Here is a 26,051-nt window from a genome sequence, read left to right as displayed (position 1 = left end):
GCATGTCCGAAGTTTCAGATCGGAGTTCCGGCAGGGCTCTGTCCTCGCTGAACCGGTATCCGTCCCGGCCCACGTCGACGCGGCCACTGCGCCCGCCTGTCTTCTTCCCGGCTTCGACACCGAACTGAATAGTGCGGCGCAACGATGTCGTATGCCGCCGCCCTTTGATCTCCCTCACCGAGGACCGTCCTTCATCGGCACGGTCTCATTCGGGCTGCCCGTCCTCCGGGCATCCTCATAGCCGCCGAGGCTGATTCCGAAGATCCGCCATAACGGCCTCTCCCATGTTCCGGACCCACTTGAGGCGCGCATCGCGCCGTCCTCAGGTGACCAACAAGCAGAGAGTCATGCAATGAACCAGAGGCGCACACCCCTCCCGCAGTCCGGCCAGCACACGATCATGGACTGCACGGTACGTGACGGGGCTTACTCCGTTAATTTCCAGTTCGACATGAAGACCATTGAAACCCTGCTCACCGAGATCAGCGCGGCGGGCGTGGAATGGATCGAAGTCGGCCACGGCCTGGGCATCAGGGGCAACACGATCGCCGAATCCAACATCACCGACCTGGAATGGTGCGGGATCGCTTCCCGGCTGCTGCCCGAGGACTGCAACTGGGGCATGTTCGCGGTGGCGGACTACACCTATCCCGCGGATCTGGAACCGCTGGCCGACGCCGGAATGAAGTACACCCGCATCGGGTCCGACATGACGTCGTACGAGAACGTCTACAAGCACGTCGCCCGCGCCAAAGAGCTCGGTCTGACGGTCTTCGTCAACCTGATGAAGTCCCATGTCTACGACACCGAAAAGGCCGTGGAGATCGCCGCCCGGATCGAGGACTCCTGCGAACCCGACGGTCTGTACTTCGTCGATTCCGTGGGACAGTTCCTCCCCGAGCGCACGGCGCAGCTCTTCAGCGAGGCATCGCGCCGGCTGAAGACGCCGCTGGGCTTCCACGGGCACAACAACCTGGGCCTGGCCAACGCCAACTCCCTGGCCGCGACCAACAACGGCGCCGCGATCGTGGACTGCACGCTGGCGGGGCTCGGCCGGGACGCCGGCAACGCCGTCCTGGAGCACATGGCCGGGGCGCTGGAGCTGCAGGAAGGCAAGCGCATCTACAACACCGATGCGCTCGCCCACACCAGCGAGCACTGCGTCTCCCGGCTGGAGACGCTCAAGGCCGACCGCGAGCTGCAGGTCCTCGGCGCCATGTACGGGCTGCACTCCAAGAACTTCCCCGCCATCACGGCAGCGGCCGAAAAGTACTCGCTCAGCCCCAAGCAGCTGATGGAAGCGGTGAAGCCGACGGCCTATCAGAGGGACCTGTCGAGCAGCGACATCGAAGCCATTGCGCAGTCCTTCTCCGAGACGGAGTGAGAAAGTGAACGTGAAGGTCTACCCGTACCCGGTCGATCAGCAGCAGGACGTCATCCTCGAGGATCACGACGGCTACAAGGCCTCCGCCCGCCGGCTGGCGAGCACGCTGAACGAGCCGTTGCCGACCGACCTCGCCCAGCTCATCGCGACGGAGAAGCTCCCCCTCCTGGTCGAGGCGTTCCGCGCGCACCGCGCCGCGGGCCATGACGGCATCGACCTCGGACAGGTCTCCCTCAAGAACTCCCTGATGCTCTCGTCCATCCCCCAGATCTGGGGCGCGGGGCTCAACTTCCTCGCTCATGCCAAGGACCTGGAAGCGACCCAGGACGACTTCCCGGGCTCGTACAACCGCCCCTACACCTGTGTGATCGCCAACGGCGACGCCATCAGGATCCCGCGGCAGTCCTCCCGCGTCACCGCCGAGGCGGAGCTGGGCGTCGTGCTGGGCAGGACCTGCAAGAACGTCTCCGCCGAGGACGCGTTCGACTACGTCCTCGGGTTCACCACCAGCCTCGACATGACGGACGAGGGCGCCCTCCGGCAGAACCTCCGGTACATCGCGTGGAGCAAGGGCTTCGACACCTTCGCGAGCATCGGACCGTCCCTGGTCCTGCGGGACCGGGAGCAGTTCGAGGACCTCAAGGACATCCGCATCACCACCTACCGGAACGACGAGGTCGTCGCGAGCAACACCGTCAGCAACATGAAGTACAGCATCGGTCAGCTCATCGAGTACTTCTCGGCCGGCCGCACGCTCCCGGCCGGCACCGTGATCTCGACCGGAACTCCCGGCGCCGCGGTGATCAACCCGGGCGACACCGTTCGCGCGGAGGTCTCCGGCATCGGCGTACTGGAGCACCCCGTCGAAGCGGCCTGAGCACAGAACCACGAGTTAAGGACTGAGAATGGTATTCACGGCCGAGCACTTCGACAGCCTTGCCGAACAGGGCTACTGCGTGATCGAGAACTACCTCGACCAGGAGACCGTGCAGCGGCTGCGCACCGTCTCGGAGGACATCCTCTCGCGCGGTGACGGCACCATGCCGCCGAGCCTCTTCCTGGAGAGCGACGAGCTGAAGAACGCTCTCTTCTCCGCGAAGTTCGACGAGATGGTGGCCGATCTCAACAACAAGGCCGGTTCGCTGCTGCTCTACCCGAACTTCACCGTCCGGAAGGCGCTGCTCATCGGCTGGCACATCGATGACCGCATGCTGTCGAAGCCGGTCAACAAGCCCGGTGACTTCCCCGCGATCCTGATGTTCAACATCTTCCTGCAGGACAACGACGCCGTCCACGGCGGCGGCATGGACATCGTCCAGGGGAGCCCCCTGCGCACCCGGGAAGAGCGCGAGGAAATCGTGAGCACTCACGAGTACACGCAGGAGAACACGGTCGTGAGCAAGGCGGGCGACCTGGTCATCTTCGACTACCGCGCCGTGCACCGCGGAACCCACCCGCAGACCGAGTCCGACGTGGCCCGCCTCGCTCTGCAGTGGACGCTGTCGGTCGGTGACGCGGTCACCCAGGACTACCTCAAGTACCTGCGCGCCCGGCTGACGAAGAAGCTGCACATCTCCGACTACACCAACCACAAGGCGAGCAACTTCTTCGCCGACCTGCCCAACATCACCCGGGAACTGATCGAGAAGTCCTGCGGCAGGCCCGTCTTCTCCGAAGGTCTCGGATACCGCGGCCTGTCCGACATCGTGGAAGGGGACCCTCGCTGATGCCGAACGTAGCGCGGGTGATCCTGGATTCCCTGTGGGACGAGGGTGTTTCGGCATTCTTTATGGTCCCGGGGAAGATGATCAATGCGTTCATGTCGAACTACCGCGACGCCGACCGCGAGGGAAATCCCCGGATCGCCCCCGTGATCGCCGCCAACGAAGGCGGTGCGACGGCGATGGCCGACGGATACGCGAGAGCCGCGGAGCGGCCCGGCGTGGTGATGGCGCTGGACGGCCCGGGCGTGGCCAACAGCGTCGGCATATTGATCAATGCGAGTGCGGACCGCTCGCCCGTCATCCTGCTGTCGGGACACATTCCCCGGGGCTTCGACGCCCACGACGCGCTGCAGGACGTGACGCCGACGGGCATCGACATGGCGGCAGTGCTGGAGCCGGTCACCAGCTCGTCACTGCAGGTGCGCAGCGACGAGCACCCCATCCGGTACTGGAACCGCACGCTGAAGAAGCTCGTCGAGCACCCGACGCGCCCGGTGTACCTGTCCTACGCCGCGGACGTGCTGGCAGCGGACAGCACCGAATCCGCCATCAGCACCAGCGCGTTGTCGGCTTCGCGCACGACGTGCGACCAGCAAGAGCTCGACGGCGTGCTCGCCACGATCAACGCGTCGGAGAGCGTCTCCGTGCTGATCGGTTCGCACGCCAACAAGCGGGACGTCCGGAACATGCTGACTCGGCTGTCGGGGACCCACGACATCCTCGTCGGCTCCACCGTGGACGCCAAGGGAGCCTTCACCGAGAGCCACCCGAACAGTGTCGGCGTGTTCGGGTACTCGGCCAACCTGCGGGCGACCGAACTCTTCACCCGGCAGACCCCCGAAACAGTGCTGTTCCTGGGCTGCCGCCCCACGCAGTTCAACACCAGCGCCTACGACGCCCGGCTGTCCAGCGCGCGCAACGTCATCGAAGTGACGTCCTCGGTCGAGGACATCGGCAACTTCGCCCCGGGCTCCCGGACGCTGCTGTGCGACGAAGCGCTGTTCCTGGAGCGGTGGGAGGCCTCCTTGGCCGGCAATCCGGCCGGCGAGGCGTTCCCCGGGAACGCGGCGCTGCGCGAGCGCGCCGAGCGCACGCCGCTGTGGGAGCCCATCCCCGAGGACACCGAGGCGATGCACCCCGCGCGTGCGGTGCTGTCCTTGAACACGTGGCTGAAGGACCGCTGGTGCGTCGCGGACATGGGCAACCACCGGTCCTTCGCCACGCACTACTGGACGACGCACATCGACGCCGGCTTCTACTCCAGCACCAACATGGGGGTGATGGGCTGGGCCTTCGGCGCCGGCATCGGGGTGTCGTTCGCCCGCGAAGAGCCCGGTCTCGTCATGTCGGGCGACGGCTGCGCGCTGATGAACGGCATCGAGATCCAGACCGCCGTCCGGTACCGCCGGAACATCATCTTCGCGATCTTCGACAACGCCGGTTACGGCGCGACGCACATGAACAACAGGCAGAACCTCCCGGAGCTGAGCCTGCTGCCGGATCACGACTGGGTGAAGTTCGCCGAGTCCGTCGGGGCGGAGGGCTTCCGGGTGACATCGGCCGACGAGCTGGACGCCGTCGCCGAGAAGATCAAGGACAGCGACGGTGTCCACGTCCTGCACATCATCGTCGACCGCGACTCCGGCACCCCGGCGCAGTCGTACCGGGAGAACCTGAAGTCCTTCGCCCGGTCGAGAAAGGCGAGCAATGCATAGTACGGCCCGTCCGGCACGGATCTGAGATGCGCACGGCACACACAACGAGGTAGGCGGCGGAGATGTCTGGTGCGAAGGCGAAGTTTACGAGCAACGAAGTGCGCGTACTCTTCTTCGCTTTTTTCAGTGTTGTCATCGGCTTGATGGCAGTCGATTTTTTCAACCCGTCTCTCCCGGCCATCCAGAAGGACCTGGCGGTCGGTCAGGGCACCATGAAGAACCTCATCGTGTTCTACATGATGGTCCTCGGACTGGCGCAGTTCTTCTACGGCAGTTTCTCCGACGCCAAGGGCCGCAAGACGGCCCTGGCGACGGGACTCGGGGTCGCGGCGGTGGGTCTGTTCGTGGGATACACCGCCCACAGCATCGTCGCGCTGGACATCTCCCGCGTGCTCACCGCGCTGGGCACCGCCTCGTGCACCGTGATCTCCCGGGCGCTGATCGTCGACACCCTGCAAGAGCCCGGAAAGCTGCGTAAGGCGTTCTCCTACTTCTCGATGGCAAGTCAGCTGTCGCCGGCCCTGGCTCCCCTGATCGGCAGCTTCATCGGTGTCCACTTCGGCTGGCACGTGCAGTTCCTGCTCTTCGCCGCGGCGGTCGTCGCCGGGCTGGTCATGATCGCCGTGCTCATGCCGGAGACCCATCCGGCGGCGGCGCGCGGCCAGGGCCCGACGGGCCGGGTGCAGGCCTATACAACCGTCCTCAAGAACGTCAACTTCACGTCGTACAGCATCGCCTCGGCGCTGATCTTCTCCTTCACCATCGCGTTCTACGCGACGGCGCCCTTCGCGTTCGACGCCCTGGGTGTCAGCCCGGTGGGCAACAGCCTGTTCTACATCCTCTACGCCGCGTCCATCATCTGCGGCTCGTTCTGCAACAGCTGGATCAGCTGGTCGCCGACGGACACCTACATCAGGGGACTTGCGGCATACCTGGTGATATTCGTGGTCTCGGCGTTCTCGGACCTGGACAGCAGCCTGGTGAAGATCGGTGTGTTCTCGGTGGCGCTGGGCTTCATCTCCGGCCTCATCGCCCCGCTCACCCTGACCCTCAGCATGACCACGGTCGAAACGTCACGCGGCGCGGCCAGCGCGGTACAGGGCGCCATCAAGATGTTCTTCACCGGTGTGCTGCTGCTGGTGTTCGACAGTGTGGTCATCACCGGTTTCACCGCCATCGATCTCATTTTCATCGGGTTCGCGGTGGCGCTCCTGGCGCTGCACCTCTTCACAGCCGCCGCCAACCGAAAGGAAAAAGTCAGTGCGTAACACGAAGGCCCTGGTGCTGGGCGGGACATCAGGCATCGGCCTGGGCATCGCGCGGAGTCTCGCCGCGCACGGCGCGGCCGTGACCATCGCGAGCCACGACCAGGGGAAGGCCGACCGGACGGCGGAGACCATCGCGGTGCCGGCCGGCACGGCGAGCGTGTCCGGGATCGGTCTCGACCTTTCCCGCCCGGAAGGCATAGCGGACACCCTGCGGCGGCACGGGAAGGATTTCGACGTCGTCGTGCTCAACGGCCCGGGATACCGGCCCGGGAAGGTCGACGCCGTGACGGCGGACGACTTTTCGCAGGCGTACAACTCGATGTTCCTGTCGCTGCAGCAGGTGGTCGACTCGGTTGTCGGCAGCATGAAGAAGAAGCAGTGGGGCAGGCTGCTCTACGTCTCTTCCAGCTCGGTGATCGTGCCCATCCACGAGCTTGCCGTGTCCTCCGTGGTGCGCGCAGCGGTGAATTCGTACATGAAGCTGCTCGCGAACGCACTCGCCCCGGACGGGATCACGGTGAACTCGGTCATTCCCGGCCGTATCGACACCCCGCGGGTGCAGGCGGTCGACGCGGTGCGGGCACGGGCCCGGGGCGTGACCGCCGAGCGGATCCGGGAGGGAGCGGAGAGCCTCATCCCGGTCGGCAGGTACGGCACGCCGGAGGAAATAGGGGAGCTGGCCGCCTTCTTGTGCTCGGACCGGGCCCGTTACCTCACGGGTTCCGCCTTCCGCTGCGACGGGGGAATGACCGCCGCGCTGTGACCTCCCTTGCCCGGTGAACGTCCCATCCGGCACCGGCCGGATGGGACGTTCGTGCGACGAGGGAGGGGACGAGCCCGCGACCCCGGTGTCCCGTCAGGCCACCGGCCGCCCGCCGGCGGCCTGCACCGGCGTGCGCAGCAGCGTCGCCAGCCGCGTGCCCGACGTGCCCAGGCCGGTCGGGGTGCCCACCGGTGGGGCGGAGACCGCGGGAGGCGCGGCCTTGTGGCGGAGGAGGTCCTCCTCGCGGTAGCGGCGGCAGCCGTGGTGCCAGTTGAGGATCCCGGCCATCCAGTCCTGCAGTTCCTGCGCGTACTGCCGGAGACCCGCGCGGGCCTCCTCGTCCAGCTCGAAGTCCTCGAAGAGGACCGGCAGCTGGTGGTCGACCACGTGCTGGAACTCCCGCATCCGCGAGGCCAGGAGGTCGCTCACGATGCCCAGCGCCTCCTCGCGCCCGCAGTCGAAGAAGTTCTCGACGACCAGCACGCAGTTGTGGATCTCGCCCTCGAACTGCACCTCCTTCTGGTACGAGAAGATGTCGTTCATCAGGATGGCGTAGTCCATGGCCGCGTTCTCCATGGCCTGGACCGGCTGGGTGCCGTAGATCTCCGGCGGCACGGCCGCGCCGAGGCCGTTGCGGCAGAGCGTCAGGGTCATCTCGGAGCCGAAGGTGTGGCGGCGCATCTCGATGTAGTCGACGGGCTCGGGGATGCGGTGCTGCTTCTGGTTCCACAGCTCCCACACCCACGCGTCGAGCATCGTCCTGACGGCCGTGCGCAGCCCGGCGCGCTCCTGCGCGGTCATGGCCCCGGTGGTGCGCGCCCACAGGTCGGCCAGCCCGTACTCGAGGACGTGCTCCGGGGGCGGGGTGACGGCGGAGTCCACCGGCATGAACTGCAGGAGCCGCTCCGTGCAGGCCTGTGCCGCGGCCAGGCCGGCCGCGCCCGTCTGCCCGCCGAAGACGGCGGGGTAGTAGTCGTCGCCGTACGTGCCCCAGGTCAGCCAGTCGGTCGCCACGTCGAGCTCCTCGGCGGTCCCTTCGGGGTGGAGACCCGCGGAGCAGAGCGCGAAGTCGTAGTCGGCGAGCTTCTCCTCGGTCCACAGCCCGGAGCCGGGGACGGCCGGGTCGGGGGCGAGCATCCCCATGCGGTGTCCCCACGCGATGTTGTGCCGCCGGGAGCCGTCCAGGTGGGGGTTGAGCCGCAGCGGGTACGGCATGGGGAAGTCCGGCAGCGGCAGGTGGCCCACGGGCTGGAACGGCACGTGCAGGTGGCTGCGCATCCGCGCCGGCACCGACGCCACGACCGAGGCGAACTGCCGCGCCGCGGACGTGCCCAGCCCGAGCGGGCCGCCGAGCAGCGCCCCGGGGGCGTTGACCGCGTCCTGCGGGGCGTCGTTCATATAGCGGCTGGAGCGCATGTGCCACTCGTGGCCGCCGGACTGCCAGTCCTGGAGCCCCTTGACGTACGCGAAGACGTCGCGGCGGGCCTGCGGGTCCAGGCCGTGCAGCTCGAAGAGCGGCGGCAGCTCGGTGAGGGCGGTGTGCTCGAACTGCTGGAGGCGGGAGGTGAGCCAGTCGCCCACGGTGTCGGCCGCCTGCTGGGTGCCGCAGCCCAGGAACCGCTCCAGGACGAGGACCGCATTGGCGAGCTCGCCCTCGTTCTGTGTCTCCCGCTCGTACGAGAAGAGGTCGTTGCGCAGGTGCACGCTGTCGGCGAACGTGTCCTTGATGACCCGCATCGGCCGGGTGGCGGCGATGGCCGGCGGCACCTCGGCCCCCGCGGCGAACTCGACGAGCCCCGCCGACCAGGGAGCGCCGCCCACCTTGCGGCGCATCTCGATGTACTCGACCGGATTGGCGACCCGGCCCTCGTTGATGTTGGACAACTCCCAGACCGACTCGTTGAGCAGGTGCCGGGTGCTCTCGGTGAAGCGCAGGCGCCAGTCGGCCGACATCGCCGGGGCCGTGCGGGCCCACAGGTCCGCCAGGCCCGCCTCCACCTGGTTCGTGGGCTCGGGGGTGGCGCCGCAGTCCAGGGGCATGAAGGCCGGCAGCCGGTCCAGGTAGGCCTTCGCGCCGGCCATGTCGCCGGTGCGCTTGAAGACGTCGAGGAAGTGGTCGTCGAAGAAGAACACCCAGACGTACCAGTCGGTGACGAGGTCGAGGACCGGGCCGGAGGCCTCGGGATGGGTGTACGCGCACAGGAGGGCGTAGTCGTGCGCGTCCAGGTCGGCCTCGTCCCAGATGCCGGAGCCCTCCAGCATGTTCATCTCCCGGGCCCAGGCCTTCGAGTGCCGCCGGGCGCCTTCCAGATGGGGGTTCAGGCGCGCGGGATACGGCATGTAGAAGGAGGGGAGTGAGAAAGGGTGTGACATGGCCGCCCACGCTAGTTCGCACGCGCGGGCCGGTAGATCGGAAGGTCATATTTCCCCTCAATGAGGTGAAACCCGGAGTCACCCCGCTTAAGGATCTTCAAACCGGTGCGGCCGCTTCCGCCTGCCCCGGGCGCGCGGGCGCGCGCCGTCCCGCACAGTGACCGCCGCACTACCTTGCGTACCGAGATCTGTTCGGCCCGCGTAATGTCGGATCCATGGGCGATGAAGCGCTGCAGAAGGACGTACTGGACGAGCTGGGCGAGGACCGCGTCCAGGAGCTCGCGGGGGAGCTGGGCACGGACGCCGACGGGGCGCGGCGGATGGTCCGGGAGACCGTCGCGGCCCTCCCCGAGGACCTCACCCGTGAGAACGGAGCGGCCCCGGCCGGAGCAGCCGGCTTCGGCGGGTTCGGCGGCCTCGGGCAGGGGCTCGGCGGCGGCCCGGGCGGCGGGCTGATGTCCGGCGTCCTCGGCAGGATCACCAAACCCGTCGCCGAGACCGTCGCCCGGCGCACGGGCCTGCCGGCCGCCCAGGTCGCCCGGGCGCTCGAACTGCTCCTGCCCGTCGTCATGACCGCCATCGCCAAGCGCCGGGGGAGGAAGCGCTAGGCAGCCCGGCCCGCGGGGCGGCCGCCGCGCCTCCGTGGCCTCCCCGCCCGACGGCGCCGGCAGCCGCCCGGCCGCGGCCCGGCGGGCGCACCGGAAGGCTCGCATAACATCGTGCTGTATCCCGGCCCCGGACAGGGGCCGCCGCCAGCCGACGATGGAAACCCCCGAGTGCCCCGATCCGCCCGCCACCCCGCCGGGAGAGCCGAGCCGCTCCCGCGCACCGCGCCCCGCAGGCGCCCCTTGCGGGCGCTCGGGGCGCTGGCCGCGCTCGCCGCGGCGGCGGCCGCGGTGACGGGGTGCGCGAGCGCGGGCGAGCCGGTCGGCGCCGGGCGCACGGCTCCGGCCTCCGCGCCCTCCAGGCTCTGGCCGCAGGCGACGCCCGCGCCCTCGCCCAGCGGGCCGCAGCACGACGGCGAGACGGCCGAGAAGGTCCCCGGCGTCGCCCCCGTCCCCTCCGGGGACATCCACAAGCTCGACGCGTACGCCCTGGTCAAGGCCGAGGTCGCGGCCAACCGCAGAGCCACCGGCGCGGACGCCCTCGACGACGCCACCGCGGCCAAGCTCGCCTCGTCGTGCTCCGCCGCGCGGCAGCCGAAGAGCTGCCCCATGCGCAAGCCCGTCTACAGCGACCTCACCGGCGACGGCCGCGACGACCTGATCGTCGGCATCGAGATGGAGGACCACTTCCTGTCGCTGCGGGCCTACACCCTCGTCAACGGCGAGCCCACCCGCGTCCTGTCGACCGTCGCCCAGCCCTCGTCCATCGAGGTGGCCGGGCGCGACCTCATCGTCTGGGAGCCCTGGACGACCCCGCACTACGCCCTGCGCTCGGTCTACACCTGGAACGCCCAGACCCGCTACATGGACTTCCGGCGCTACGAGATCCGCCGCGCCGAGAACCCCGCCTCCTCCGGCACGCAGCGCGACGGCAAGGGGCGCTCGTGACCGCCGCCCGGCCGCGGGGCCTGCGGGTCCGGCTCCGCAGACTCTCCCGCCTCGGCTCGCTCTACGGGAAGTTCACCCTCTTCCTCGCCGTGGTGTGCTGCGTCGTCGCCACCGTGCTCGGCGTCCTCGTGCACGTCATCGTCACCCGGCAGACCGTCCACCAGGCCCGGTCCGAAGCCCTCGCCCGGCTCGACTCCGCCACCAGGGCCTACGCCTCCGGCGACCCGATGCACCACCCCGCGGCCCTGAACCCGCCCGACCTCCCGCGGCGGCTGCGGGAGATGGCGCTGCGCGGCGAGCGCGGCACGGCCCTCGGCGACCACGACGGCACGCCCACCATGTGGGCCGCGGGGCCCGCCGACGCCGGCGTCATCACCGCCCGCTTCGACTACCGGCACAGCAAGGACACCATCGACGGCCTCGACCGGGCCATCGCCGGCTCCGCCACGCTGGCCATCGGCGGCACCCTGCTCATCGGCGTCTTCGCCGTCTCGCGGGTCACCCGCCGGCTGCACCGCACGGCCGACGTCGCCCGCCGCATCAGCGCGGGCGACCTCGACGCCCGCGTCGCCGACCCGCGCACCACCCGGCCCGCCCGCGAGCAGGACGAGGTCGCCGCCGTCGCCGCGGCGCTCGACGCCATGGCGGGCACCCTGCAGGCCCGGCTGCAGAGCGAGCAGCGCTTCACCGCCGATGTCGCCCACGAGCTGCGCACCCCGCTCGCCGGCCTGCAGGCCGCCGCGGACCTGCTGCCGCCGGGCCGCCCCACCGAGCTCGTGCGCGACCGGGTGCAGACCCTGCGCCGCCTCACCGAGGACCTGCTGGAGATCTCCCGGCTCGACTCGCTGACGGAGAAGGCCGACCTGGACGCGCACCTGCTGGGGCAGCTCGCCGAGCGGGCCGTCCGCGCCTCCGGGCTGGAGGCCGAGGTGCACGTCGTGCGGGACGTGTGCGTGGAGACCGACCGGCGCCGCCTGGAGCGGGTGCTGAGCAACCTGCTCGCCAACGCACACCGGCACGGCCGCCCGCCCGTCGTCGTCACCGTGGACGGCCCCGTTATCTCCATCCGCGACCACGGCGAGGGCTACCCGGACTACCTCCTGGAACACGGCCCGCAGCGCTTCCGCACCGAGCCGGGGAGCTCCGGCGCCAAGGGCCACGGCCTGGGCCTGACCATCGCCGTCGGCCAGGCGCGCACCATCCACGCGGAGCTCACGTTCGCCAACGCCCCCGGCGGCGGCGCGCTGACGACCCTGACGCTGCCGGAGTACGACGAGTACGACGGCTACGCGGCGCGGGAGGACGAGCCGGAGTAGCGGCGCGGGCCCAAGCCGCCCGCGGCCCGGCGGTGACCGCGGCCCGGCCGCCGGACCAGGCCCGCGCGCCCGGGCGGTCCTCAGGGCGCCGGTGTAGCCTCTGCCGCATGCGTCCGCCTGCCCGCCGCCGGCCGTGGACCGCGGCCCTCGTCGAGGAGCGGCCCCGCCCCGAACGCATACGGACCCGCGAAGGGGGCTGGCGGCTCGCCGTGGTCACGGTGTGCTTCGGGGCCTTCATGGGCCAGCTCGACGCGAGCATCGTCACCCTCGCCTACGCCGGGCTGCGCAGCGAGTTCCACGCCTCGCTGGCGGCCGTCGAGTGGGTCTCGCTGGCCTACCTCCTCACCCTCGTCGCCCTGCTGGTGCCGGTGGGCCGGCTCGCGGACGCCCACGGCCGCAAGCTGTTCTACCTCTACGGGTTCCTGGTCTTCACGCTCGCCTCCGCCGCGTGCGCCCTCGCCCCGTCCCTCGTGGTCCTCGTCGGCTTCCGCGTCCTGCAGGCGGCCGGGGCCGCGATGATGCAGGCCAACAGCGTGGCCCTGGTGACCACCAGCGCCCCGCGCGGGAAGATGCGCGCCGCCCTGGGCGTGCAGGCCGCGGCGCAGGCCCTGGGGCTCGCGCTCGGGCCGACCGTCGGCGGCGCGCTGGTGGCCGGGCTCGGCTGGCGCTGGGTCTTCGCGGTCAACGTGCCCGTCGGCGCGGCCGCCCTCGTCGCCGGCCAGTACCTGCTGCCCCGCACCCGTACGCGCAGCCCCGCCGCCGGCGCCGACCGGCTCGGCCCGGTGCTGCTGGCGGTCGCGACCACCGCACTGCTCCTGGGCCTGTCCATGCTGTCCGGCCTGTCGGTGCCCCTGTGGGCCGTCGCCCTGCTGTTCGCCGCCGCCGCGGCGGCCGCGTGGGGCTTCGTGCTGCGCGAGCGGCGCGCCGCCGTCCCGCTGGTCGACCCGGCCCTGCTGCGGCAACGGGCCGTGGCCACGGGGCTCGCCGGGGCGCTCGGCGCCTACCTGGTCCTCTTCGGCCCGCTCGTCCTCGTGCCCGTCGTGCTGACCGGCGCCGGTTCCTCGGAGCTGCACGCCGGACTGGTCCTGACGGCCCTTCCGGCGGGCTTCGCCCTGGCGGCGACCTGCGCCGACCGCGTCCTGCCCGCAGGCCTGGGCGACCGCTCCCGGTGCCTGCTGGGCGCGGCCGGCGCGGCGGCCGCCCTGGCCGCGATGCTCGCCCTGCCGCTGACCGCGCTGCCGCTGGTGCCGCTCCTCGCGCTCCTCGGCCTGGGCCTCGGCACCTTCACGCCCGCCAACAACGCCCTGGTCATGGGCGCGGTGCCGCCCTCCGCCTCCGGCACCGGCGGCGGGCTCGTCAACATGGTCCGCGGCCTCGGGACCGCCCTCGGCATCGCCCTGGTCACCCTCGCCCTGCACCTCTCCGGCGCGGCCGGTCCCCACCGCGCCGTCGCCGTCCTGCTGGGCGTCGCGCTCCTCGTGGGCGCCGCGGCCGCCCTCGGCCCGCCGACACGCCGGGCGGGGCGCCCGGAATCACCCGGACGACCCGCACGAGGCGCCGCACGCTAGCGGGACAAGTACCGTCCGCGGCATGAGGTCCGTACTCGCACCCTCCCTCTCCCTCCCCCTCGCCGCCACCCTGCTGGCCTGCAGTCTCACCGGCTGCGCGAGCCGTGACGAGGCGGCAGGACGGCCGGATCTGACCCCCTATTACGACCAGGAGATCTCCTGGGAGCCCTGCTCCCGGGAACAGGACAGGACGATCAGGGACGAGACGCGCCACGCCGGCCGCACGGCCGAGTGCGCCCGCCTCACCGTCCCCTACACCTACGACGACCCCGCCAAGGGCGAGCTGAGGCTCGCCCTCATGCGCTACCGCGCCCAGGACCGGGACCGCCGCCTCGGCTCCCTCGTCGTCGGCTTCGGCGGCCCGGGCGCCTCCGGGCTCGAACAGCTCGGCGCCCGCGGCGCGGACGGCTTCGGCAAGGCGGCGGACCGCTACGACCTCGTCGCCTTCGACCAGCGCGGTGCCGGCGCCAGCTCGCCGGTGCGCTGCGGCGCCCCCGGCGGACCGGACGCCGGGCGCGACCGGGACGACGACACGGACGCCGCGGACGCGCTCGCCGACCGCGTCGACGACCGGGCAAAAGCCCTGCGCGACTGCGCCGGGCGCACCGGGCCCGTCCTGCCGTACCTCGGCTCCGCCCACGCCGCCCGCGACCTGGACGTGCTGCGCGCGGCCCTCGGCGAGGACAGGCTGAACTACCTCGGCTACGCGCAGGGCACCCGGCTCGGCGCCGCCTACGCCCACCGCTACCCGCACAAGGTCGGCCGCATGGTCATGGACAGCGTCGACGACCCGGCGCCCGACCTGCGCAGGAACGCCCTCGCCCGGACCGCCGCCTACCACAAGGCCCTGCGCCACGCGGTGGAGATCTGCACCCGGCGCGGGGCGGAGGACTGCATCCTCGGCTCCGACACCGACCGGGCCATGGAGGCGGTCACCGCGGCCTTCGACCGCCTCGACGAGCACCCGCTGCCCTGGGTGAACGGCGGCACCCTCGACCGCGAGGCCGCCGTCGCCCAGACCATGGGCCTGCTCCGCTCCCGCGTGGGACTCCCCGAGGCCCCCAACCTCCTCGCGGCCGTCGTCCACCGCCTGCGGCCCGGCGAGGCCGCCCACATGGCCCAGGAAGCCGTCGCCCGCGCCGGCGGCAAGGACGCCGCGGGCCGCTCCGGCACCGACGCCGCCCCGGCCGTCAACTGTGCCGACACCAGGAGCCGTTACACCGCCGACCAGGTCGCGGCCGCCTACGACGACTTCGTCGAGGCCTCCCCGGTCTTCGGCCCCGCCCTGGCCGCCGGGATGGCCGCGTGCACCGGATGGCCGCACGCAGGCGACGACGGCGCCCACGACGTCGCCGCCCCGAGCGCCCCGAAGATCCTCCTGCACACGCCCGAGTTCGACCCCGCGACACCCGTGGCATGGCTGCGCCGCATGGCGCGGGCGCTCGGCCCGTCGGCGGTGACCATGACGGACGCGGGCGGCGGGCACAGCGTCTACGGCTCCTCGGACGCCGACTGCGTGAACGAGAAGGTCGACGCGTTCCTCCTGGACGGGAAGCTGCCGGCCGACCGGACCCGCTGCACCTGACGCACCGGCAGCACCCCGGTGCGTCCCCGGTGCTCCATTGGAGGGGAGTGACGGCCGGGCTGATGCGCCGTGCCCGGCCCCCGGGCAGGCATCTGCATCAGCCCGTGGGGGCGTCACCGAACGAACGGAGTGTGCAGGATGCGTATGGGACACCGGATCACGGCCGCAGCGGCAGCCCTCGTCCTGGCGGCGGCACCGGCAGGCGCCGCCTTCGCCTGCGACAAGGAAGAAAGGGGGGACAGGGGGGACAAGAGACAGGAAGCGGAGAAGACCACGGGGCACGGCGCCGGGAAGAAGACCGAGAAGCAGCACGGGAAGAAGACCGACCAGAAGGCGGAGAACGACGGCGCCTTCCTCAAGGCGGCCCACCGGGCCGGCCTCGCGGAGATCGCCATGAGCAAGGACGCCGGGAAGAACGCCGTCATGCCCTGCGTCAAGAAGACCGCCGACACCCTCGTGAAGGACCACACCCGGATGGACAAGGAGATCCGGGACATGGCCCGCCGCCTGAAGGTCACCCTGCCGGGCAAGGAGACGTCCGAGCAGCGCAAGACGCTGCGGGACCTGCGGAAGAAGGCGCACAAACGGGAGTACGACACGCTCTGGCTCAAGATGGCGGAAGCCGGGCACATCCAGGCCCTCGAACTCCTCGACGACGAGATCGCCAACGGCAAGAACGGCGAGGTGCGCGAGGCGGCCCGGATGGCGAGGCCCGTCATCGCCGGCCACCTCGCGAAGGTGCAGGCCTGCCAGAAGGAACGCTGACGCGCGCCGCGCACCACAGGCCGCGGGCCGCGCCGGCGCTCAGCCGGCCGCGGCCAGCGGCTGCTCGGCCCAGATCGTCTTGCCGTCCGCGGTGAACCGCGTCCCCCACCGCTCCGTCAGCTGCGCCACCAGCAGCAGGCCCCGGCCGCCCTCGTCCGTCACCCGGGCCCGGCGCATCCGCGGCGAGGTGCTGCTCGCGTCCGACACCTCGCAGATCAGCGAGGACCGCTCGCGGATGAGCCGCAGCCGGATGGGCGCGCGGGCGTGCCGGACGGCGTTGGTGACGAGCTCGCTGACGACCAGTTCGGTGGTGAACCCCAGCTCCTCCAGCCCCCAGGCCGTCAGCTGCTCCGACGCGAACTTCCGCGCGTCGGCGACCACCGACCGCTCGGCCGGCAGGTCCCAGCTGCGCACCCGGGAGGCGTCCAGCGCCCGCGTGCGGGCCAGGAGCAGCGCGATGTCGTCCGCGGGCCGTTCGGGCCTGCGCGGCAGGAGCGCGTCGAGGACGGCGTCGCAGGTCTCCTCCAGGGGCGCGGCAGGCCCCGACAGCGCCGCGCGCAGCCCGTCCAGGCCCGCGCCGATGTCGTGGTCGTGCCCCTCGACCAGCCCGTCGGTGTACAGCGCGAGGAGGCTGCCCTCCGGCAGCCGCAGCTCGGCGGACTCGAAGGGCAGCCCGCCCAGGCCCAGCGGCGGCCCGCCCGGGATGTCGAGGAAGCGGGCCGTGCCGCCCGGCGTCACGAGCACCGGCGCCGGGTGGCCCGCCCGGGCCAGGACGCAGGAGCGCGACACCGGGTCGTAGACCACGTACAGGCAGGTCGCGCCCGTCTCCCGGACGGTGCCCGGCACCCGGTCGGCCGCCTCGTCCTGGGCCAGCTGGACCACCAGGTCGTCGAGGTGGGTGAGCAGCTCGTCGGGCGGCAGGTCGAGGTCGGCGAGGGTGCGGACCGCCGCGCGCAGCCGGCCCATCACCGCCGACGCCTGCAGCCCGTGCCCGACGACGTCGCCGACGACGAGCGCCACCCGCGCGCCGGACAGCGGGATGACGTCGAACCAGTCCCCGCCGACGCCGGCCTGGGCCCCGGCGGGCAGGTAGCGGGAGGTGACCTCGACCGCCGTCTGCTCGGGCAGCCGCCCCGGCAGCAGGCTGCGCTGCAGCGTCAGGGCGACGGAGCGCTCCGCGGCGTACCGGCGGGCGTTGTCGACGCACACGCCCGCCCGCGCCGCGATCTCCTCGGCGAGCAGCAGGTCGTCGGCGTCGAACGGCTCCGTGCCCGGGTGCCGGACGAACTGGGCGACGCCGAGCGTCGTGCCGCGCGCGCAGAGCGGGACGACGAGCACCGAGTGCGGGGCGTCGCGGGCGGGGGCCGCGGGGAGCTCCGGGCTGCCGGGCGAAACGGTTCCGCCGGCGCCGTCCGCCCACGCCGCGAGCGCCGCCGCGTCTGCCCGGTGCAGCGAGGCGCGGCCGGTGGCGAGGGCCTCGGCGGGCGGGGAGTGCGGCGCGTAGGAGAAGGCGCCCTCCGGGCCCGCGGGCACGCCCCCGCGGCCGGAGCGGGCGGCCGCACGGCGCAGGACGCCCCCGTCCTCCTGCCCGGCGCCGGGGGCCGCGCCGCCCGGGTCGCCGCTGTGCAGGACGGTGCCGAGCAGGTCGACGGTGACGAGGTCGGCGAAGCCGCCCGCGGTGACGCCGGCGAGCTCCTGCGCGGTGCGCCCGGCGTCCAGAGTGGTCCCGATGCGGGCGCCCGCGTCGTTGACCATGGCCAGCCGCTCGCGGGCGCGGTGCGGCTCGGTGCGGTCGATGGCCGCTATCGACACGCCCTGCACGCGGCCGTCGCCGTCCTTGAGCGGGGTGAAGAACGTCGCCCAGGCCCGCTCCCGCGGCTGCCCCGGCGCCCGGAAGAACGTTTCCGTGCGCAGTGCCTTCCCGGTGCGCAGCACCTCGGCCATGAGCCGCCCGAACTCGTCGAAGGGCGCGCCCGGGAAGATCTCGGTCAGCTGCAGGCCCAGCATGGCCTCCTCGGGCCGGCCGGACAGGCGCAGCATCTCGCCGTTGGCGCCGGTCAGCCGCAGGTCGCGGTCGTAGACGGCGGTGGCGACGGGGGACTGGACGTACGCCCACTCCTTGAGGGCCGCGTCCTTGCGGGCCGCGTCCGCGAGCACGGCGTCGGGGGCGGCCTCCGGCCCGGCGGCGCCGGCCTCCTGCGGCGCCGCCCCGAGGAGCACCCACTGCACGCGGCCGTCGCCCTCCGGGCAGGGATGTGCCCGTACGGTCACGCGCACGGCCCCGCCGTCGCGGTGGCGGGCGGTGAGCACGCCGCTCCAGGGCAGCGAGCGCAGGAGCGCCCGCAGGGCCGGGGCGGGCAGGGGCGCGGCGAGGAGGGCGGCGGCGGGGCGGCCGATGACCTCGCCGGGCGCGTGGCCGAGCAGGTGCCGGGCCGCGGGGCTCCACAGGGTGACGGTCCCTGCCGCGTCCACGGCGGCCATCGGGACCGTCTCGGTGGGGGAGTGGGGGTCGGCGTACGCGTGCATCGGCGGTCATCCCGTTCGGCGGGCGGCGCGCGGCCGGTCCGCCCGCCGCTCGCATAATTCAGGCTGTAGCTATCTTTCCCGCCCGAACCGGCACTGAAGCATCCATCTCTGCCCGAACTGCCACTTGCTCGCGGGCCGCTCCCGGCCGCGGCGAAGCCGGTGTATCGGCCAATGAAGTATCGGGCGGCGTAGCTCTGCTGCAGCCTCCGCGGTCCACCGTTCTGCGGGGGGCCGTCCCGTATCCGATGGGGCATCAGTCGGTCGTATCCGGAAAAAACCGGTGGCGGAACGGCTGGGCAACTACCGAATTGAGACAGGCCCGGTCATGCCCCGCCCCGCGCGCATGACATCCTGGGCCGTCATGAGTTCTGCCGGACGGGATCGGCGGATGTCCGGGGATTACGAGGATGCACCAATGAGACTCTGCTTCCTGGTGGAGGAGCAGTACCGGCACGACGGCATGCCGGTGGACGTCATCCGCCAACTGCGGACCTGGGGCCACCACGTGGACGTCCTGCGGCCCGGCGGCTCGCTCCTCAGGCTCTCCGAGACGGTGGCCGCGGGCCGCCACGACGCCTGGGTCCTCAAGACCGTCTCCGGCGGCCCCGGTCTCACCCTCCTGGAGGCCGCCGCCGGCGCCGGCCTCACCACCGTCAACGACGCCCGCGCCATCCGCGGCGTGCGGGACAAGGTGCTGGCCGCCGTCACCGCCGAGCGCCACGGCCTGCCCGTCCCCGTCACCTACGCCGCCCTGCGCATCGAGGAGTTCGCGGAGGTCCCCGCGGCCGCCTACCCCCTCGTCGTCAAGCCCGCCGACGGCAGCTCCGGCCGCGCCGTGCGCCTCGTGCCCTCCCCCGACCGGCTCGCGGACCCCGCGTCCCGCGACGAGACGCCCCACGGCGGCATGCTCATCGCCCAGCCCTACGTCCCCAACTCCGGCACCGACCTCAAGGTGTACTGCGTCGACGGCCGGCTCTACGCCACCGAGCGCTGCTCCCCGCTCCACCCCGACCAGCCCGCCGTCGAACGGCAGGTGCCGCTCGGCGCGGAGGTGGCCGCCATCGCCGCGCGCGTCGGCGAGGTCTTCGGCCTCGACCTGTACGGCGTCGACATCGTCCTCGGCCCCGACGGGCCCGTCGTCGTCGACGTCAACGACTTCCCCAGCTTCCGTCAGGTCCCCGACGCGGTCGCCCGCGTGGCCTGGGCGATCCTGCGGCTCGCCGACGCGGGCGGCGGGCGCCCCCTGCCCGCGGCGGGCGCCTCCGCCGCGCTGCCCCTCGGCGGCGCCGTTGCCTCCGGCGGCGACGCATGAGGATCGGCCTGCTCACCCCGTCGCCCGGCCACCCGCTGCTCGCCGCCGCCACCGCGCTGCTGACGCCCCGCCACCAGGTGTTCGCCCTGGACCCCGCGACCGCGCCCGATCCCGCCGCGGGCGAGCTCGCCGACGTCTACCTGCTCAAGACCCGCACCCCGCGCGCCCTCGCCTTCGCCCGCCGCCTCGAAGAGCGCGGCGCGCCCGTGCTGAACTCGGCGGGCTCAACCGGGCAGTGCCAGGACCGCACCGCCATGGCCGCGGTCGCCCTGGAGGCCGGCCTGCCCTTCGTCGCCACCGCCACCGAGCCCTCCCTCGCGCGGCTGGCCGCCCGCGGCGACCTGTCGTACCCGGTGGTGGTCAAGAGCCGGCACAGCCGCCGCGACGACCTCGTCGCCCGCGTCGACGACCCCCTACGGCTCGCCGTGCTCGCGGCCGAGTGGGGCGACGAACCCGTCGTGGTGCAGCGCTTCACCCCCAACGACGGCTGGGACCACAAGCTGTGGGTCGTCGGCGAGCACGTCTTCGCCGGCCTCCGCCGCTCCGAACTCGCGCCCCCCGCCGGGACGGGCACCGAATCCCTGCCCACCGACTCGCTGCCGGCCGGCTGGCTCGACGTCGTCCGGCGCGTCGGCGAGGTCTTCGCGCTGGACGTGTACGGCGTCGACCTCCTCGACGTGGGCGGAACGCCCCTCATCGTGGACGTCAACGCCTTCCCGGGCATCCGCGGCCAGTCCGGCGCGCCGGAGGCGCTGGCGTCCCTGACCCTCAGCACAGCCCGGGGCACGCACCGCCCCCGCGCCCTCGCCCCGGCGGAACGGGTGGCCTGACGGCGCGACTCGTTGTGGCGGTGCCGTACGGCGCCCTGTTCCGCCGCCGCGGCGGTGCGCGACCCCTGTCAAGGTGTCCGGCGGTGCCGTACGGCTTGAGGTGTGCGCGGCACCGCCGGTCACGTCCGTGGGGGCTGGGCGCCGCTGCGGCGGTTTCGAAGGGGCGGCCGGCTGCCCCTTCTTCCGCCGCGGCGGTGCGCAACCACTGTCAAGGTGTCCGGCGGTGCCGTACGGCTTGAGGTGTGCGCGGCACCGCCGGTCACGTCCGTGGGGGCTTGGCGCCGCGGCGGCGGTTTCCAAGGGGCGGTCGGCTGCCCCTTCTTCCGCCGCCGCCGCGCGCAACCACCCCCGAGGCGTCCCGCGGTGCCGGACGGCCTGGGGTGTGCACCAGCGCCAGCGTCGGCGCGCCCTCACCGCGAACCTTCGCCCGTGCGGGACAAGGGGATTCGACTCATCCGTCCCAGTTGTCCGTCACGTCACAGACTGCGAAGGGCCGCCGCCCACCCCGTGACCCCCGGGGCCCGCGGGCGTTGACCCGGCCAGATCAGTCCTCATGCAAACGGGGCTGCCGAAGGCCGTACGACGATCCCACCCGGAGCGCCGGCGGGCCCGGACCCCGCGCCCGCGGAATCCCGCGCGGCGCCGGGCCGGGCTACCGACCGCCGTCCGCGCGGGCCGTCGCGGCCCTTCCGACCGGCGGCCGTCTCTCGGCGCGAATCCGCGCTGTGACGGCGGGAGACGGCCGCCACACCTTCGTGAGGGACGCCGACGCCGAGCTGAGGGAACCCGCATGAGCCTGCTCCGCAAGATCCGTGAGACCGGCCGGGTGGCCGAGGACGCCCCGCCCCGCCCGGTCGGAGACCCGCCGCCCGGGGCCGCGGAACTGGCGGGCTCGGCCCACGTGCGCTGCATCGACGCCGGCTCCTGCAACGGCTGCGAGATCGAGATCACGGCGGCCTTCGGCCCGGTGTACGACGCCGAGCGCTACGGCGCCCGCCTGGTGGCCTCGCCCCGCCACGCCGACGTGGCCCTCGTGACCGGCCCCGTCACCCGCAACATGGCCGGGCCGCTGCGCCGTACCGTCGCCGCCATGCCCCGCCCCCGCCTGGTGGTCGCGGTCGGCGACTGCGCGATCGGCTGCGGTGAGTTCGCCGGGGGCCACGGCGTGGAGGGCGCGGTGGGCGACGTCGTCCCCGTCGACCTGCAGGTGCCGGGCTGCCCGCCGGAGCCGGAGCGGATCGTGGCGGCGCTGCGCGTCGTGACCGGCCGGTGAGGCCGCACGGACCGCCCCTCCTGGAGCCGCCGGCAGGGGCCGCAGGACGCGTGCCCGGGAGCGGGCCGATAGCCGTCCGCACCGCGGGGCAGGCCGCATGAGCTCGGCCGAGTCGGCGACCGTCGTGGCCACGGGCCTCGCCGGCGCCGGAGTGCTGGCGGGCATGCTCCTGCCGGGCCGGACAAGGATCGTCGTGGTGGGCCTGTGCACGGCGGGTCTGGGCGGGGCGGGCCTCGCCGGCGGCGTCGCGGCCCTGGGCGGCGCCCGCTGGTCCGCGTACCTGCCCGGCCTGCTGCCGCTGGCGGGCCTGCGCCTGGCCGTCGACGCCCTGTCGGGGCTGTTCATGGCCGTCGCCGGGGCCGTGGTCCTCGCGGTCGCCGTCTACGGCATCGGCTACGCGTCGGGCCGCGGCCCGCGCGGCCTCGCCTCGCGGGCCGTCCAGTCGTCCCTGCCGGTCTTCGCCCTGACGCTGGTCCTGGTCCCGGCGGCGGCCTCCGTGTCGTCGTTCCTGCTGCTGTGGGAGGCGATGGCGGTCACGTCGCTCGTCCTGGTCCTGGCCGACCAGCGGGAGCGTGCGAGCGTCCGCGAGGCGGGCGTCTGGTACGCGGTGATGACCCACTTCGGGCTGGTCCTGCTGCTGGCGGGCCTCGCGCTGTTCGCGGCCGGCGCGGGCGGCGAGACGTTCGCGCAGCTGCGCGCCGGGGCGGGCGGCATGTCCCCGGGTGCCCGCGGCGCGGTCTTCGTCCTGGTCGCGGCCGCGTTCGCGTCGAAGGCCGGCATGGTGCCGCTGCACCCGTGGCTGCCACGGGCCCACCCGGAGGCGCCCAGCAACGTCTCGGCGCTGATGAGCGCCGCGATGGTGAACCTGGGGGCGTACGGGATCATCCGCGTGAACTTCGAACTGCTCGGCGGCGGCCCCCGCTGGGGGTGGCTGCTCGTCCTGGCGACGGGCGCCCTGTCCGCGGTCTACGGCATCCTGCAGGCGGCGATGGCGTCCGACCTCAAGCGCCTCCTCGCGTACTCGACGTCGGAGAACCTCGGCCTGGTCCTCATCGGCGTCGGCGCGGCCGGCCTGTTCGCCTCCTCCGGCTACCCCGTGCCCGCCGCCCTCGCCCTGGCCGCGGCCCTGCTGCACGTCACCAACCACGCGATCTTCAAGGCCCTGCTGTTCTGCGCGGCCGGCTCCGTGGTGCGCGCCACGGGCGTGCGCGACCTCGACCGCCTGGGCGGGCTGCGCGCACGGATGCCGGCCACCGCCAGCTTCTTCGCGGTGTCGTCGCTGGCCGCGGTCGCCCTCCCGCCGGGCAACGGCTTCCTGAGCGAGTGGCTGCTGCTGCAGTCCCTGATCCACGGCATGGCCGTCCCCGGGGTGTTCACGGCGATCGTGCTGCCGCTCGCGGTCGCCGTCATCGCCCTGTCGGCGGGGCTCGCGGCGGCCGTGTTCGTCAAGGCCCTCGGCGTCGGCTTCTTCGCCCGGCCCCGCAGCGGACGGGCCGCGTCCGCGGAGGAGAGCCCGCCCCTGATGCACCTCGGCATGGGCCTGCTGGCCATCGGCTGCACGGCCCTCGCCCTCGTCCCCGGCACCCTGGGCAGCAGCCTGTCCCGGGCCGTCGCCGCGGCCGGGCTCCACGGCGGCCGCCCCCTGGCGGGCGGCGGCCTGGAACTGCGCCTGGACCGGGTCGCGGCCTCGCTGTCCCCGCTGTGGGTGACGGCGGCCCTGGTCGCGGGCGTCGTCGCCGCCTCGGGCCTGATCCGTCTGACCACCCGCCGCGGGCGCCGCACGAACGCCCGGCTGTGGGACTGCGGGGGAGGCGCCCCCACGCCCCGCATGGCGTACACCGCGACCTCCTTCGCCGAGCCCCTGCAGCGCGTCTTCGACGACGTCCTGGAGCCCGAACAGGACGTCGACGTCACCCCGGTGCGCGATTCCGCCTACCTCGTGGAGCGCGTGCGCTTCCGGCGCAGCGTCCCCGACCGGATCGAACACCGCCTCTACCGGCCCGTCCTGGCCGCCGTCGGGTCCATCGGCCGGGCCGCGCGCCGGCTGGCCCCCGGCAGCGTGCACCGCTACCTCGGCTACGGGTTCTTCGGTCTCGTCGCTCTCCTGCTGGCCCTGGCGGTCGGCTGGTGAGCGCCACCTCGCACGAGGAGACGCCGTGAACGGCACCATGACCGCCACCGGCACGGCCGCGGTGACCGCCCAGGTCGCCCTGGTCGCCGCCGGCGCACCCCTGCTCGCCGGACTGATGCGGCAGGTACGGGCGCTGATGGAGGGGCGGGCCGGGCCGGGCGTCACCCAGCCCTGGCGCGACCTGCGCAAGCTGCTGCGCAAGGAGGCCGTCACCCCGGCCGGCACCGGCCCGGCCTTCCGGCTCGGGCCCCTGGTGCTGGTCGCCACCACGGCCGTCGTCGCGGCGCTCGTCCCGCTGGCCTCGACCGCCACCCCCGTCAGCGGCGGCGCGGACCTCATCCTCGTCGTGGCCCTCCTCGGGCTCGGCACCGCCGCCCTCGCCCTGGCCGGCCTGGACACCGGCACGGCCTTCGGCGGCATGGGCGCCTCCCGCGAGATGACGGTGGCCGCTCTCGTCGAACCGACGATCCTGCTCGCGGTGTTCGCCCTGTCGATACCGGCGGGCTCGACGAACCTGCCGGCCATCGTCTCCGGCGGCATCCACGACCCCGTCCGGCTCGTCTCGCCGGCGGGGCTGCTGTCCACCGCCGCCCTGTCCGTCGCGGTCCTGGCCGAGACGGGCCGGCTGCCGGTGGACAACCCGGCCACCCACCTGGAGCTGACGATGGTCCACGAGGCGATGGTGCTGGAGTACGCCGGACCCGACCTCGCCCTGGTCGAACTCGGCTCCCAGATGCGGCTGGCCGTGCTGCTGGGCCTGCTCGCCTCGCTGTCCGCCCCCTGGGGCATCGCCACGACCGCCTCCCCGGCGGCCCTCGTCCTCGCCCTCGTCCTGCTCGCCCTGAAGGTCGCCCTGCTCGGCGCGGCCCTCGCCGCGGCCGAGGTGTTCTGGGCCAAGCTGCGGCTCTTCCGCGTGCCCGAGCTGCTGGCCGGCTCCTTCCTGCTGGCACTCCTCGCGGTGACCGCCTCGTACTTCCTCACGGGAGAGTGAGTGAGGGACACATGACCGACAGCGTCTACACCCAGCTGCTCGACCTGGCGTGCGGCGCCTTCCTGCTCGCCGCCGTCGGCGTCCTGTGGCTGCGGCAACTGTCCTCGATCGTCCGCGTCTTCGCCCTCCAGGGCGTCGCCCTGGCCGCCGTCGCCGCCCTCCTCGGCCTGCACGAGGACCGCCCCGGCCTGCTCGCCGTCGCCGCCGGCGTCGGCCTGCTGCGGGCCTGGGCCGTGCCCCGCCTCGTGCTGCGCGCCCTGACCGCCGGCGCGCCCCACCGCCCCCACTACCAGGCGGACGTCAGCGAGACCCGCGAGACGCGGCCCCTCGTCACCGTCGCCGCGTCGCTGCTGAGCGCGGCCCTGCTGACCCTCCTCGCCTACGCCGTCTCCCGGCCGCTGGCCGACCTGCACCCCACCCCGGCGACGCACGCCCTGCCCGTCGGGCTCGCCGTCGTCCTCATCGGCTTCTTCACCCTGGTCACCCGGCGCCGGGCCCCGGCCCAGACGGTCGGCTTCCTGCTGCTGGACAACGGCATCACCGTCACCGCCTTCCTCGCCGCCTCCGGAGTCCCCCTGATCGTCGAACTCGGCGTGTCCTTCGACCTGCTCCTCGCCGTTCTCGTCCTGCAGATCCTCACCACCCGGATGCGGGCCGCGTTCGGCGGCACCGGCATCGACGACCTGCGGGAGCTACGCGACTGATGACGCACGCCACCACCGCACTGCTGCTGACCGCGCCCATCGCGGTGCCGCTCGCCACCTCCGCCGCGTACGCCGCCTCCGGCCTGCGCGACGCCAGGGCACGCGCCGGGGCCGCCGCCTTCGCGCACCGCACGCCGCGTCAGCGCGGCGCCGCGGCGCCCGTGGCCACTCTCGTCCTCCGCCCGGGCCGAAGCCCCGCGACGTACGGCACCACGCCGGCCGCGGCCCCCGACGGCTCGCCGTACCGGGGCGGGACGGGCGGAGGACGAG

At 73.0% G+C, this 26,051-nt stretch carries 20 protein-coding genes and 1 pseudogene; 19 read left to right on the top strand and 2 right to left on the bottom strand.

The window, feature by feature from the left end; all coding sequences use genetic code 11:
* Positions 1-352: 352 nt before the first annotated feature.
* The 6 genes from ACSNOH_RS07545 to ACSNOH_RS07520 all read left to right on the top strand — a co-directional run bounded on the left by ACSNOH_RS07545 (position 353) and on the right by ACSNOH_RS07520 (position 6,854).
* Positions 353-1,384 carry a hypothetical protein gene (locus tag ACSNOH_RS07545; protein ID WP_436720421.1) on the top strand — a complete coding sequence of 344 codons (1,032 nt, stop codon included), beginning with the start codon at positions 353-355 and terminating at the stop codon, positions 1,382-1,384.
* Positions 1,385-1,388: 4 nt separating this feature from the next.
* Entirely contained in the window at positions 1,389-2,261 is an 873-nt protein-coding gene (locus ACSNOH_RS07540) for a fumarylacetoacetate hydrolase family protein (RefSeq protein WP_436720420.1), read from the top strand.
* Between the two features lie 28 nt (positions 2,262-2,289).
* Complete coding sequence (locus ACSNOH_RS07535) at positions 2,290-3,111, top strand: phytanoyl-CoA dioxygenase family protein (RefSeq protein ID WP_436720419.1); 822 nt, start codon at positions 2,290-2,292, stop codon at positions 3,109-3,111.
* Positions 3,111-4,823 (top strand): thiamine pyrophosphate-binding protein, encoded by a 1,713-nt coding sequence (locus tag ACSNOH_RS07530; RefSeq protein ID WP_436720418.1) that lies wholly within the window; start codon positions 3,111-3,113, stop codon positions 4,821-4,823. Before ACSNOH_RS07535 ends, ACSNOH_RS07530 begins: the two co-directional genes overlap by 1 nt.
* A gap of 62 nt (positions 4,824-4,885) precedes the next feature.
* A complete protein-coding gene (locus ACSNOH_RS07525; protein ID WP_436720417.1) occupies positions 4,886-6,091 on the top strand; it encodes an MFS transporter in 1,206 nt (401 codons plus the stop codon).
* On the top strand, positions 6,084-6,854 hold the full coding sequence (locus tag ACSNOH_RS07520; protein WP_436720416.1) for an SDR family oxidoreductase: 771 nt from the start codon (positions 6,084-6,086) through the stop codon (positions 6,852-6,854). Before ACSNOH_RS07525 ends, ACSNOH_RS07520 begins: the two co-directional genes overlap by 8 nt.
* 93 nt (positions 6,855-6,947) lie before the next feature.
* Here the strand turns inward: ACSNOH_RS07520 and ACSNOH_RS07515 are convergent, their stop codons facing one another.
* Positions 6,948-9,227 carry a terpene synthase family protein gene (locus ACSNOH_RS07515; protein ID WP_436720415.1) on the bottom strand — a complete coding sequence of 760 codons (2,280 nt, stop codon included), beginning with the start codon at positions 9,225-9,227 and terminating at the stop codon, positions 6,948-6,950.
* A gap of 215 nt (positions 9,228-9,442) precedes the next feature.
* Between ACSNOH_RS07515 and ACSNOH_RS07510 the strand changes: the two genes are divergently transcribed.
* The 6 genes from ACSNOH_RS07510 (at position 9,443) to ACSNOH_RS07485 (ending at position 16,014) form a co-directional block, all read left to right on the top strand.
* Positions 9,443-9,835: a DUF937 domain-containing protein gene (locus ACSNOH_RS07510; protein WP_436720414.1), complete on the top strand. Its 393-nt coding sequence runs from the start codon at positions 9,443-9,445 to the stop codon at positions 9,833-9,835.
* 168 nt (positions 9,836-10,003) lie between these two features.
* The gene (locus ACSNOH_RS07505; RefSeq protein ID WP_436720413.1) at positions 10,004-10,780 is read left to right on the top strand and encodes a hypothetical protein; all 777 of its coding nucleotides are present in this window, start codon (positions 10,004-10,006) and stop codon (positions 10,778-10,780) included.
* The gene (locus tag ACSNOH_RS07500) at positions 10,777-12,096 is read left to right on the top strand and encodes a sensor histidine kinase (RefSeq protein ID WP_436720412.1); all 1,320 of its coding nucleotides are present in this window, start codon (positions 10,777-10,779) and stop codon (positions 12,094-12,096) included. The genes ACSNOH_RS07505 and ACSNOH_RS07500 overlap by 4 nt, the downstream gene beginning before the upstream one ends.
* Positions 12,097-12,203: 107 nt before the next feature.
* A complete protein-coding gene (locus ACSNOH_RS07495; RefSeq protein ID WP_436720411.1) occupies positions 12,204-13,664 on the top strand; it encodes an MFS transporter in 1,461 nt (486 codons plus the stop codon).
* 22 nt (positions 13,665-13,686) lie between these two features.
* Complete coding sequence (locus ACSNOH_RS07490) at positions 13,687-15,249, top strand: alpha/beta hydrolase (RefSeq protein ID WP_436720410.1); 1,563 nt, start codon at positions 13,687-13,689, stop codon at positions 15,247-15,249.
* A 138-nt stretch (positions 15,250-15,387) separates the two neighbouring features.
* Positions 15,388-16,014 carry a DUF4142 domain-containing protein gene (locus ACSNOH_RS07485; protein ID WP_436720409.1) on the top strand — a complete coding sequence of 209 codons (627 nt, stop codon included), beginning with the start codon at positions 15,388-15,390 and terminating at the stop codon, positions 16,012-16,014.
* A 39-nt stretch (positions 16,015-16,053) separates the two neighbouring features.
* On the opposite strand, the gene ACSNOH_RS07480 is transcribed toward ACSNOH_RS07485, so the two are convergent.
* Positions 16,054-18,540 (bottom strand): SpoIIE family protein phosphatase, encoded by a 2,487-nt coding sequence (locus tag ACSNOH_RS07480; protein ID WP_436720408.1) that lies wholly within the window; start codon positions 18,538-18,540, stop codon positions 16,054-16,056.
* 415 nt (positions 18,541-18,955) lie between these two features.
* On the opposite strand from ACSNOH_RS07480, the gene ACSNOH_RS07475 reads away from it, so the two are divergent.
* From ACSNOH_RS07475 to ACSNOH_RS07445, 7 genes and pseudogenes are all read left to right on the top strand, one after another.
* Complete coding sequence (locus tag ACSNOH_RS07475) at positions 18,956-19,852, top strand: ATP-grasp domain-containing protein (protein WP_436720407.1); 897 nt, start codon at positions 18,956-18,958, stop codon at positions 19,850-19,852.
* Positions 19,849-20,682, top strand: a complete 834-nt coding sequence (locus tag ACSNOH_RS07470; protein WP_436720406.1) for an ATP-grasp domain-containing protein — start codon at positions 19,849-19,851, stop codon at positions 20,680-20,682. The genes ACSNOH_RS07475 and ACSNOH_RS07470 overlap by 4 nt, the downstream gene beginning before the upstream one ends.
* Positions 20,683-21,472: 790 nt before the next feature.
* Positions 21,473-21,955 carry an NADH-quinone oxidoreductase subunit B family protein gene (locus ACSNOH_RS07465; RefSeq protein ID WP_436720405.1) on the top strand — a complete coding sequence of 161 codons (483 nt, stop codon included), beginning with the start codon at positions 21,473-21,475 and terminating at the stop codon, positions 21,953-21,955.
* 97 nt (positions 21,956-22,052) lie between these two features.
* On the top strand, positions 22,053-24,086 hold the full coding sequence (locus tag ACSNOH_RS07460) for a proton-conducting transporter transmembrane domain-containing protein (protein WP_436720404.1): 2,034 nt from the start codon (positions 22,053-22,055) through the stop codon (positions 24,084-24,086).
* 25 nt (positions 24,087-24,111) lie between these two features.
* Entirely contained in the window at positions 24,112-25,077 is a 966-nt protein-coding gene (locus tag ACSNOH_RS07455; RefSeq protein ID WP_436720403.1) for a respiratory chain complex I subunit 1 family protein, read from the top strand.
* An 11-nt stretch (positions 25,078-25,088) separates the two neighbouring features.
* Positions 25,089-25,781 carry a hypothetical protein gene (locus tag ACSNOH_RS07450; protein WP_436720402.1) on the top strand — a complete coding sequence of 231 codons (693 nt, stop codon included), beginning with the start codon at positions 25,089-25,091 and terminating at the stop codon, positions 25,779-25,781.
* Positions 25,781-26,051: pseudogene (locus tag ACSNOH_RS07445) on the top strand (hypothetical protein); the annotation flags it as partial. The gene ACSNOH_RS07450 and the pseudogene ACSNOH_RS07445, both read left to right, overlap by 1 nt.

This window comes from Streptomyces sp. URMC 127 (genome assembly GCF_051386535.1).
GTDB lineage: Bacteria > Actinomycetota > Actinomycetes > Streptomycetales > Streptomycetaceae > Streptomyces.
Note: the sequence above shows the minus strand (reverse complement) of the source record. Positions and strands in the feature narration are given on the sequence as shown.